Here is a 10,008-nt window from a genome sequence, read left to right as displayed (position 1 = left end):
GCTGTGCTCGCAACGCCCGGGCGGCGGCACGCAGCCAAGCCAGCACGCCGATCAGCATCGCAACCGGCGCCGCGACGGCCCACCAGGGCAGAGCCGACAGGCCGGCCGCGACACTCACGACCACGAGGCTCAACAACGCAAGCAGCAGAGCGGCGGCCCGCACGAGGCGCGCGGGACGGCTCCCGGGGCGGCGCGCCGGCAGGCGCAGGCCGCGACCCCGGCGACCCGGCTCGTCGACGAAGAAGTCGGGCACCTCAGGCGCGGTCGCCGACCCGTCGTGCGACAGCGTGGAGATGAGCGGAGCGGCCCCCGGGGCCGAGTTGCCGAGGAAGACCTGCTCCGGGCTGGCCTGCGCGATGAGCGGCCGAGGGCGCGCGCGGCCCGTCGAGGAGACCCGCACCGAGGAGGGGGCCGGCGGATCGAGCCGCACCGCGCGCCGTTGCAGCACGCGCATCTGGCTGCTGAACCGGTCGACGGTGCGGGCCGTCGCGAGGTGCTCACGGCGGCGGGCGACATGGACGACCAGATAGATCGCCCAGATGGCTACGACGGCGACGAAGATCAGGCTGCTGGGCGACACGAGAACCACGGTAAGAGCCCCATCGGGCGCCTTCGCGCAGGTGACGCGGTGTGTCGAGGAATCGACTTACATGGATGTAACTTGCCACGCCGGCGACGGGGTCAGGCCGTCGATTCGGGCGCCGGGCGGGCATCGCCGTGGCTGGGCCCCCGGCTCTGGGCCCGGCGAAAGCGTTCCACGAGAGAGGTTCCGGCCAGATCCTCGGCGATCAACGCGAAGGAGCGGTGGTCGCGCCAGTCGCCCCCGATGTGCAGATACCGCTGCCGCAGTCCCTCCTCGCGGAAGCCGAGCTTGCGCACCACCTGCAGGCTGGCGACGTTCTCCGGGCGAATGTTCACCTCGACCCGGTGCAGGCCCAGTCCGTAGATCGCGTGATCGACGAGCGCGGCAAGACCCAGCGGCGCGATCCCGCGCCCGGCGAGCCGGCGCGCCACCCAGTACCCGGCGGCTCCCCCGCGCAGCCCACCCCACGCGATCCCGAAGAGGTGCATCTGCCCGACGATGCGGCCGCCGACATCGATGACGAACGGCTGCATCCGGCCCTCGCGCCCTTCCCGGTCGTAGTGGCGCACCAGTTGGCGAAAGCTCGAGCGGGCGGCCGGCGGGAGCGGGCTGGTCGCCTCCCACGGGCGCAGCCACTGCTCGTTGGCCACCCGCACGTGATCCCAGTCCGAACGGTCGCGGGTGCGCAGCGCGCGCAGCACGACGTCGAAGCCGTCCTCATGACGCACCGTCAACACGCTCGGCCACAGCCCCGACATCGCTACCGCCCCCACCGAATCCGCGCCCACGCGGGGCGCACCGCGCGGGGTCGGAGAGGGAGCATCAGTGATCGCCCCCGCGCGCCTGGTCGAGGGCGTGGCGCACGATCGGCTCGAGCACCGCGAGTCCGTCACGCACTCCCCCGACCGAGCCGGGCAGGTTGACCACGAGGCAGCGTCCGGCGAGCCCCGCGACGCCCCGCGACAGCACCGCGGTGGGCACGCCCGCGGCGACCCCGGCCGCGCGGATCGCCTCCGCGATGCCCGGCACCTCGCGGTCGATGACGGCGCGGGTCTGTTCGGGGGTGTGGTCGCCGGGAGTCAGCCCGGTGCCGCCGGTCGTCAGCACGAGGTCGGCCTGGGTCACCGCCTCCCGCAGGGCGGCGCCGACCGGGTCGCCGTCGGGCACCACCACGGGCCCGGAGACGGAGAAGCCCCATCGGGTCAAGCGCTCGGCGATGAGCGGGCCGCCGCGATCCGGATACACCCCGGCGCTGGCCCGGTTGGAGGCGGTGATGACGACCGCGCGCCGACTCTGCTCCGGCGAGGTCGATGCGTGCTGCGGCGGAGCGTCGGTCATACCGGCGCCCCTTCGTCCCCCGCATCCTCGGCCCAATCCCCGGACCGGCCACCGCTCTTGGCGGTGACGCGCACGTCGGTGATGCGGGCGTGCTTGTCGACAGCCTTGACCATGTCGATGAGCGTGAGCGCGCACACGGTGACGCTGGTCAGCGCCTCCATCTCGATGCCGGTGCGGTCGGCGGTGCGCACGGTGGCGCTGATGTCGACCCCGTCGTCGGCCACCAGCAGGTCGACCTCGACGGCGTGCACGGCCACCGGGTGGGCCAGCGGCACGAGGTCGGGAGTGCGTTTGGCCGCCTGCAGACCCGCGACGCGGGCCACCGCCAGAGCGTCACCCTTGGGCACCGTGCCGTCGCGCAGCGCCGCGATCGCCGCCGGCGCCAGCAGCACCCGCCCGGCGGCGCTGGCCTGGCGGGCCGTGACCGGCTTGCCGCTGACGTCGACCATGTGGGCGGTGCCGTCGGCGCGCACGTGGGTAAGGCGCTCGCTCATTCGGCCGCCCAGCCCTGCTGCCCGAGGCGCCGGTAGCCGAGCAGGTCGCCCGGCTCGACCCGCGTGACGTCGGCCGGCACGTAGGCCAAGGCGTCGGCGTCGGCGAGCGCCTGCAGCACGTGCGAGCCCTGCCCGCCGGCACTGCGCAGCGACGGTCCGGGCGGCCCGGCGGTGCCGGACGCCGCCCCCATCCAGGGCTCCGCCTGCGCCTCCTCGACGATGACCCGCACGAATTGCGCGCGCCCGGGCGGGGAGGGCCAGCCGTCGAGCACGCGGGCGCGCGGCGGCGGAGCCGGCTCGACCGGCAGCCCGGCCATCGTTCGCAGCGCCGGCAGCACGAAGACCTCGGTGGAGACCAGCGCGCTGACCGGATTGCCCGGGAGGGTGAACACCGGCACCTCCCGCTCCCCCAGCGTGCCGAAACCCTGCGGCTTGCCCGGCTGCATCGCAACCTTGTCGAAAGCCACGGTGCCCAGCGAACTCAGGGCGGCCTTCACCGCGTCGTAGGCGCCCATGCTGACGCCGCCGGTCGTGACGATCGCGTCGGCGTCCGCCAACGCCGCGTCGAGGGCGGCCGTCACCGCCTCCTCGGTATCCAGCACCACTCCACCGGCGCGGGCATCGAAACCGGCCTCGCGCAGGGCGGCGGCAAGCATCAGCCCGTTGCTGTCGACGACCTGCCCGAAGCCCGGCACGCTGCCCGGCGGCAACAACTCGTCGCCGGTGGACAGGCACACGACGCGCGGCCGGGGGTAGACGCTCAGTTCACCGGCGCCGACCGCCGCGGCGATCGCCAGTTGCCGGGCCCCGAGCACGGTGCCGGCACGTAACACGATGTCACCGGCGTGCACGTCCTCGCCGGCGCGGCGGATGTGTCGGCCCGGAGCGTCGGCGGCGTGCAGCGTGACGTATTCGGTCCCCCCGTCGGTGAGCTCGACGGGGATGACGACGTCGCCGCCGGCCGGGATGGGCGCGCCGGTCATGATCCGGTAGGCGTGGCCGGGCTCGAGACGCAGCTGACGCGTGTCGCCGGCCGGGATGTCACCGTCGACCGGGAGGCGCACCGGCTGCCCCGCGCCCTCCGGCGCGTCGGAGGCCTCGGCGGAGTCGGCGGAGTCGGGGGCGGGCAGCCCGGCCACGTCGGCCGCACCCACGATGTAACCGTCCATCGCGGAGTTGTCGAAGCCGGGCAGCGGCACGAGCGCCTCGACATCCTTGGCCAGCACGCATCCCTGGGCCTGCGTGACCGGCACCTGCTGTGGCGCGAGCCGCCGCACCGTCTCCAGAATCCGGCGCCGATGCTCCGCTACCGAGATCATCGCCCCGCCTCCTGCCCGTTGGCTGCCCTGCGCCATTTCATTTATGGCCCGCCGCCTGCCGGGCCGCGATGTCGCCCGGAGCCGCGTGCACGTAACCATAACGGTCCGGTGAACACCCCCGCCTGACGCAGCGGCCTCGCCGCCACGCGGTGCGGGCGATGTCGTGGAGGGCCGCCGGGCCTCCCGCCGAGTTTCAGGATTATGGTGTTCGTTTTTGCTCACCTGACCGTGCAAAAGCGAACACTATCTTTCACGGTTCACGTCGCGCGGGCAGACTTTCGCCATGAAAACCCCGCAGCGACCGGAGACGGCCCAGGCCAAGCAGGAGCTGCGCACCAGCATGCGGCGGGCGCGCCGCGAGCGGGCCGCCGACAGCACACCGCAGCAGCGAGCCGCCGCGGCGCGAGCGTTGAGCCGCACCGTCCGCGACCTGCTGGCCGAGCTGTCCGCCGCCGGCCCCCAGCCGGTGCGCACGGTAGCGGCGTTCGAGAGCCTGCCCACCGAGGTGCCGACGGACGCCCTGCTGCGCGACCTCGTGGCCGGCGGCTTCGCGGTCATCGTGCCGATCCTGCTGCCGGACAAAGACCTGGACTGGATGCCGTGGGTCGGCCCCGGCGAGTTCGCCGAGCCGCTCGGCACGCAGGGAATCGCGCAGGCGCAGGTCGTGCTGGTGCCGGCGATGGCGGTCGACGGCCACGGGCACCGCCTGGGGCAGGGCGGCGGGAGCTACGACCGGGCGCTGCCTCGCCGGCGCCCCGGCGTGCCGGTCGTGGCGGTCGTCGACGACGCGGAGTTGCGCACCGAGCCCCTGCCTGTCGCCGAGCACGACACGCCCGTCGACGCCTGCGTCACCCCCACTCGACGCCTGCTCTTCGCCTGACGGGCGGGCTCGGGCGCGAATGTCACTCACTGGAGCGTCTGGCCTGCGATGATGCGAGCTCCGGAGCACGGCGCCGGCCCAGGGGCCCACCAGCCTGCGGGGACTGCGAGTAGACAGGAGCCGAGACGGTGCTCTTGACGAACGTGGCCACGCTCGCTCCGCTTCTCGCGGCGAGCGACGAACACGTCGAGATGGTCGCGGTCGAGGACCTGAGCACGCTGGTGACGGTCACGGCGATCGTGCTCGTGGTGGCGGTCGCGGCGGTCCGACTCTCGGCACGCACGGGCCTCCCGTCGCTGCTGCTGTACCTGCTGCTCGGGGTGGCCCTCGGCGAAGCCGGCCTGGGCGTGGCCTACGAAGACATCGAGACGAGCCTCGTGCTGGGATACCTGGCGCTCGTGCTGATCCTCGCCGAAGGTGGCCTGACGACCTCCTGGTCCGACATCAAACCGTCGATCGCGCCGGCGGTGCTGCTGGCCACCGTCGGGGTCGTCGTCTCGGTTGCGGTCGTGGGCGCCGCGGGCCACTTCCTGCTCGGGCTCAGCTGGGAGGTGGCCCTGCTGCTGGCGGCGATCGTCAGCTCCACCGACGCCGCCGCCGTCTTCTCGGTGCTGCGCGATGTGCGGCCCAAGGCCCGATTAGCTGGGATCCTCGAGGCCGAATCGGGGTTCAACGACGCCCCGGTCGTCCTCATCGTCGTCGCGCTGGCCGAGCGGCTCACCGAGGGCGTCGACAACACGCCGCTCGTGCTGCTGCCGGTGCTCGTGCTGGCCGAGCTCATCGGCGGAGTCCTCGTCGGGCTCACCGTCGGCTTCGTCGGCGCGTGGGTCATGCGCCAGCTGGGGGCCGCCGCCTCCGGGCTGTTCCCCATCGGTGTCATGGCGTGGATCGTGTTGGCGTACGGGGTTGCTCAGCTGGTGCACTCCTCCGGCTTCATCGCCGTGTACCTGGCGGCCCTGGTGCTCGGCAACGTCGCGATGCCGCACCGCGCGACGACCCGCAGCTTCGCGCAGGGCTTGGGCTGGCTCGCTCAGATCGGCCTGTTCGTCATGCTCGGTCTGCTGGCCTCGCCCAGCGAACTGCCCGGCCAGATCGTGCCGGCGCTGGTGCTCGGCGCGGTGTTGCTGCTGGTGGCGCGGCCGTTGTCGGTGGCGGCCTCGACGCTGTGGTTCCGGATGCCGGTGCGCGACCAGATCTTCTTGTCGTGGTCCGGGCTGCGCGGCGCGGTGCCGATCGTGCTGGCAATCGTGCCGATCGTGCTGGGCGCCCAGAACCTGCAGTGGATCTTCAACCTGGTGTTTGTGCTCGTCGTCGTGTTCACCCTGGTCCAGGCGCCGACGATGCCGATGCTGGCCCGGCGGCTCGGGGTCATCGACACCGAACACGCGCGCACGCTGGACATCGAGTCCACGACACTGGAGGAGCTCGGGGCCGACATGTTGGAGATCACCATCGGGGAGGGCTCGCGCCTGCACGGGGTGGAGATCTTTGAGCTGCGGCTGCCGGTCGGCGCCGACATCTCCCTGGTGGTGCGCGACACCGGCCCGTTCGTGCCCACCCCGCAGACCGAGTTGCGCCACGGCGACCAGCTGCTGCTCGTCGTGCCGGTCGGCTTGCGGGAGACCGCCGAGGCGCGCCTGCACGCCGTCGACCGCGCCGGACGCCTGGCTGGCTGGGGTTCGGACGAGGGCTGAGCCGGAGGTCGGTCGGTCGCCTGACGGGTCTGAGCGGGGGATGGAGCACGGGGTGGGATCACCTAGAATCGGCGTAATTCCTCACCCGACGGGCCGGCGGTGCAGCCGGGCCCGAGTGCTGCCAGCTGGAGACACGCGAATGCCCACCTATGCCTACGCCTGCAAGGACTGCGGGCACCGCTTCGAGACCGTGCAGTCGTTCACGGACGACGCGCTGACCGAGTGCCCGCAGTGCCACGGGCAGCTGCGCAAGCTGTTCAACAACGTCGGCGTCGTCTTCAAGGGGTCCGGCTTCTACCGCAACGATTCGCGCTCGGACTCCAAGGGCTCGGGCAAGGGCTCCTCCGACGCCAAGGGCTCCAAGAGCTCCAAGGGTTCGGACTCAAAAGGTTCGGACTCCAAGGGTTCGGACGCCTCGTCGAGTTCCTCGAGCGCGAAGGAGTCGAGTGCGGCGAAGAGCTCGTCGAGCTCCTCCTCCAGCTCCGGCAGCTCTGGATCGAGTTCGTCGGGGTCGAGCTCCAAGAGCGCGTAAGGGCCGACTGCTGACCGGAGGGTCAGCTCGGCCGTTTCGTTACCCACAGGCCTACCCGCGCGGCCCGGTCATCCACAGGTTCACCGGCGTTGGCGGGCACCGGTTGCTGCGCTGCGCCTAGGGTCGCCCCTATGGCAACGGACATGATCACCCACGTCAGCGATCCGCAGGTGCGCGCACCCCTGGGCATCATCGGCGGGTCTGGGTTCTACTCCCTCTTCGAGGACGCGCGCGAGGTCGAGGTCTACACCCCGTTCGGGGCGCCGAGCCGCGCTCCGGTCGTCGGCGAGGTCGACGGCACGCCGGTGGCCTTCCTGCCCCGGCACGGCGACGGGCATCGGTTCGCACCGCACCGCGTGAACTACCGCGCCAACCTGTGGGCGTTGCGGGCCGTGGGGGTGCGGCAGGTGCTCGCGCCGTGCGCGGGGGTTCGTTGGTCCCGGAGCACGGTCCGGGCACGTTGGTGGTGCCCGACCAGATCATCGACCGAACGTGGGGGCGCGCGCACACCTACTACGAGCGGGAGGGCGAGGTGTTGCACGTCGCGTTCGCCGATCCGTACTGCCCGCGGGGACGGGCCGCGGCGGTTCAGGCAGCGCGCGCCTACCGGGATGCGGACGACGCCCAAGGGGCGCGGCAGCACGTCGTCGACGGCGGCACTCTGGTGGTCATCAACGGCCCGCGGTTCAGCTCGCGGGCGGAGTCGCAATGGCATCGAGCGGCCGGCGGCACGCTCGTGGGCATGACGACGATGCCGGAGGCCTCGTTGGCGCGGGAGCTGGCGCTGTGCTTCACGACGATCAGTCTGGTCACCGACCACGACGCCGGCATCGAGGGCGCGGGGGCCGTCACTCAAGCCGAGGTCTTTGCGCTCTTCGCCCAGAACATGGACCGCGTCAAGTCGGTCGTCGCCGACGCCGCGCGGCGCCTGGCCGCGCAGAGCGACGAGGTCAGCGGCGACTGCCCGTGCCGGCACGCGCTCGACGGCATCGCCGTGCCGTTCGCCCTGCCCCAGTAGGGCCGCGGCGATGGCGATGGGGTGGGCCGGCCTGGGCCGTAAGGGCGGGTCGAAGCGTGCGCGGACGGGTGTTCCCCGGGGCGGGCGCAAGGGCGCGTGGCGCCGCGCGCAGTTGCGGCGGGTGGGTGCGGCGGCGCTGGGCGGGTGCGCAGTGTGGGCGGCCGTGGCCGCGATGAGTCCCGGCGAGCCGGCGCGGGAGCAGGCGGTGGCGGCCGCGGCGGACCTGCCGGCCGGTCATCGGTTGGCGACCGCCGACGTCAAGCTCGTGGCGATCGACGCCGCGAGCGCGCCGGCCTCGCGGGTGGCCGACGGCTCGGCGGCGGTGGGTCAGGTGTTGGCGTACCCGGTCGAGAGCGGGGAGTTGCTGACCGCGCCGCGGCTGCGGCCTTCCAGCGGGCTGTCCGAGTTGTCGAAGTCGGAGCGAGCGGTGCACGTGCCGGTCGCGGACCGCGGGGCCTTGGCTCTGGTCCGCCCGGGCGATCGGGTCGACGTGGTGTCGGTGGCCACGGGCCAGACCGTCGGCGCCGGGCTGCTCGTGCTCTCGGTGGACCAGGCCGCGGCTGCCGCCGGCGGGCTGTCGGGCGGGGGCGATTCCCCGACCGGCCTCGTGTTGGCGGTGCCGCCGGCCGAGGTGAGCAAGATCGTGCCCGCGGCGGTCGGCGGCGAGGGTGGCGTGCACCTGGCGGTGCGCCCCGACGGCGGCGCCTGAAACCGGCGGGGGCGGTCCTGCCGCTGCCGCTACCGCTGCCGGTCTCAGGGTGATCTTGGTGACAGGGAACCCGCCGGCACGTCGGGGACCCCAGTCCTGATTCGGTCTATTTCGGTCTTTTCGGGTGTTTCTGTGTTAATCGCGCCACGGCTGTTACGACACGTCAGCCCAGCAGGCCGACAACGCATTTGAGGATCCCAATCGCGCCCCTATAGTCCTTGGGGGCGCGTCCCGGCCCCAGTGCCGTGTCCAGGTACTCGCTCGCATACTCACCACTGAAAGGACCCTCTTGTTCCAGGGCTTCAAGGACTTCATCCTCCGGGGCAACGTCATCGAACTCGCCGTCGCGGTCGTCGTCGGCTCCGCGTTCCAGCAGGTCGTCGACAAGTTCGTCTCCTCCATCGTCGAGCCGATCATCAACGCCGCCGGCAGCCCCGAGACCGCCGGACTCGGCTTCTCGCTGCGCACCGACACCGCCGAGATGGCCCAGTCGACGTTCATCAACTTCTCGACGATCATCAACGCCCTCATCGTCTTCGTGATGACCGCGGCCGTCGTTTACTTCGTCTTCGTGCTGCCGATGAACAAGCTCGCCGAGCGTCGCGCCCGCGGCGCCGAGCCCGAGCCGGAGGCGATCTCCGAGGACACCGCGCTGCTGCGCGAGATCCGCGACGCGCTCAAGGCCAACCGCGGCTGAGTCACCCGCGAACACCCCGGCCCACGCCGGGGAGAAGGCGCCGACACCCACCGGGTGCGGCGCCTTTCTCATGCCTGAACGGTCCGCGACGGCCCGCGGCTCGATCCGACAGACCGCACTCCCCCGGCCTCATTCCCAGTGCGGGGGGCGCTGGGCGCGCAGCCACGCGTCCCGACCGGCCCCGGCGGATGCCGAGCCGGACCCGGAGTCGAACTCAGAGTCGGGCCCGTCGGCTCCCTCGCCCCAGTCGGCATCGGTGTCGTCGCGCGTCTGCTCGACGGGTCCGCCGGTCACGGCGGTCGAACGGTCCACCGACTCCGTTGTCTCGGGCTGGGCCGACGTACCCGTCGGGGCGCTGACGACCCTGCGCCGGCCGATGCGGCGGATGCTCACGCGCGTCGGCGCCGACGTCCCGCGACATTGCCGCTGCGGGCGCTCGGGGCGCGACCGCTGCGAGCCTCCGGCTGACCGGTGTCGTGCGTGCGTGCCGTCGAGCGCCGCGCGCCCTCCCCGGGGCGTGCGGAAGCGCTGGCCCCGGTCGAGTTCTCGGGTCCGCGCGCCCCTGGCCCCTCGACCTCCGGGCCCTCGACCTCCTGCTCAGGGACCGACGGGGACTGCGACTCGGTGACGCCGCCATGTTCGGGCGCCGGCTCGGGCGCCGGTTCGGGCTCGGGCGCGACGGCGTCGAGCGCCACCCCTTCGAAACTGGCGCTGGCGCTCCCGCGCCCCGCGATGCCCGCGCCC

General features: G+C 72.7%; 12 protein-coding genes and 1 pseudogene. 6 read left to right on the top strand and 7 right to left on the bottom strand.

Going from position 1 to position 10,008, the window contains the following annotated elements; translation table 11 throughout:
- From KILIM_RS20925 to glp, 5 genes are all read right to left on the bottom strand, one after another.
- Window positions 1-580 (bottom strand): SepX/GlpR family protein (locus tag KILIM_RS20925; RefSeq protein ID WP_040564018.1); only part of this gene is annotated, 580 nt, incomplete at its 3' end.
- A gap of 101 nt (window positions 581-681) precedes the next feature.
- A complete protein-coding gene (locus tag KILIM_RS20920; RefSeq protein ID WP_306302371.1) occupies window positions 682-1,371 on the bottom strand; it encodes a GNAT family N-acetyltransferase in 690 nt (229 codons plus the stop codon).
- A 34-nt stretch (window positions 1,372-1,405) separates the two neighbouring features.
- Complete coding sequence (locus KILIM_RS20915) at window positions 1,406-1,921, bottom strand: MogA/MoaB family molybdenum cofactor biosynthesis protein (RefSeq protein ID WP_006594756.1); 516 nt, start codon at window positions 1,919-1,921, stop codon at window positions 1,406-1,408.
- On the bottom strand, window positions 1,918-2,415 hold the full coding sequence (moaC, locus tag KILIM_RS20910) for a cyclic pyranopterin monophosphate synthase MoaC (RefSeq protein ID WP_006594755.1): 498 nt from the start codon (window positions 2,413-2,415) through the stop codon (window positions 1,918-1,920). The genes KILIM_RS20915 and moaC overlap by 4 nt, the downstream gene beginning before the upstream one ends.
- Window positions 2,412-3,734 carry a molybdotransferase-like divisome protein Glp gene (gene glp / locus KILIM_RS20905; RefSeq protein WP_006594754.1) on the bottom strand — a complete coding sequence of 441 codons (1,323 nt, stop codon included), beginning with the start codon at window positions 3,732-3,734 and terminating at the stop codon, window positions 2,412-2,414. Before glp ends, moaC begins: the two co-directional genes overlap by 4 nt.
- 283 nt (window positions 3,735-4,017) lie before the next feature.
- On the opposite strand from glp, the gene KILIM_RS20900 reads away from it, so the two are divergent.
- The 6 genes from KILIM_RS20900 to mscL all read left to right on the top strand — a co-directional run bounded on the left by KILIM_RS20900 (window position 4,018) and on the right by mscL (window position 9,264).
- A complete protein-coding gene (locus KILIM_RS20900; RefSeq protein ID WP_006594753.1) occupies window positions 4,018-4,614 on the top strand; it encodes a 5-formyltetrahydrofolate cyclo-ligase in 597 nt (198 codons plus the stop codon).
- 128 nt (window positions 4,615-4,742) lie between these two features.
- Window positions 4,743-6,308 carry a potassium/proton antiporter gene (locus KILIM_RS20895; RefSeq protein ID WP_006594752.1) on the top strand — a complete coding sequence of 522 codons (1,566 nt, stop codon included), beginning with the start codon at window positions 4,743-4,745 and terminating at the stop codon, window positions 6,306-6,308.
- A 139-nt stretch (window positions 6,309-6,447) separates the two neighbouring features.
- The gene (locus tag KILIM_RS20890) at window positions 6,448-6,840 is read left to right on the top strand and encodes an FmdB family zinc ribbon protein (protein ID WP_006594751.1); all 393 of its coding nucleotides are present in this window, start codon (window positions 6,448-6,450) and stop codon (window positions 6,838-6,840) included.
- A 418-nt stretch (window positions 6,841-7,258) separates the two neighbouring features.
- Window positions 7,259-7,858 carry a phosphorylase family protein gene (locus KILIM_RS20885; protein ID WP_006594750.1) on the top strand — a complete coding sequence of 200 codons (600 nt, stop codon included), beginning with the start codon at window positions 7,259-7,261 and terminating at the stop codon, window positions 7,856-7,858.
- Between the two features lie 10 nt (window positions 7,859-7,868).
- Window positions 7,869-8,567 carry a Flp pilus assembly protein CpaB gene (gene cpaB, locus KILIM_RS22915; protein ID WP_006594749.1) on the top strand — a complete coding sequence of 233 codons (699 nt, stop codon included), beginning with the start codon at window positions 7,869-7,871 and terminating at the stop codon, window positions 8,565-8,567.
- A gap of 289 nt (window positions 8,568-8,856) precedes the next feature.
- Entirely contained in the window at window positions 8,857-9,264 is a 408-nt protein-coding gene (mscL, locus tag KILIM_RS20875; protein WP_006594748.1) for a large conductance mechanosensitive channel protein MscL, read from the top strand.
- 129 nt (window positions 9,265-9,393) lie between these two features.
- Here mscL and KILIM_RS20870 read toward each other — a convergent pair whose 3' ends face one another.
- Window positions 9,394-9,576, bottom strand: coding sequence for a hypothetical protein (locus tag KILIM_RS20870; protein WP_157551875.1), 183 nt, complete (start codon window positions 9,574-9,576; stop codon window positions 9,394-9,396).
- 77 nt (window positions 9,577-9,653) lie between these two features.
- Window positions 9,654-10,008: pseudogene (locus KILIM_RS20865) on the bottom strand (hypothetical protein); the annotation flags it as partial.

The organism is Kineosphaera limosa NBRC 100340 (assembly GCF_000298215.1).
Taxonomy (GTDB): Bacteria; Actinomycetota; Actinomycetes; order Actinomycetales; family Dermatophilaceae; genus Kineosphaera; species Kineosphaera limosa.
This window is presented reverse-complemented; position numbering and strand designations above follow the sequence as displayed.

Excerpts from the sequence above, each read along its gene's own strand:
- KILIM_RS20915 (WP_006594756.1), bottom strand. The coding sequence starts at position 1,921 with ATGACCGACGCTCCGCCGCAGCACGCATCGACCTCGCCGGAGCAGAGT.
- moaC (WP_006594755.1), bottom strand. The coding sequence starts at position 2,415 with ATGAGCGAGCGCCTTACCCACGTGCGCGCCGACGGCACCGCCCACATG.
- glp (WP_006594754.1), bottom strand. The coding sequence starts at position 3,734 with ATGATCTCGGTAGCGGAGCATCGGCGCCGGATTCTGGAGACGGTGCGG.
- KILIM_RS20900 (WP_006594753.1), top strand. The coding sequence starts at position 4,018 with ATGAAAACCCCGCAGCGACCGGAGACGGCCCAGGCCAAGCAGGAGCTG.
- KILIM_RS20890 (WP_006594751.1), top strand. The coding sequence starts at position 6,448 with ATGCCCACCTATGCCTACGCCTGCAAGGACTGCGGGCACCGCTTCGAG.
- cpaB (WP_006594749.1), top strand. The coding sequence starts at position 7,869 with ATGGCGATGGGGTGGGCCGGCCTGGGCCGTAAGGGCGGGTCGAAGCGT.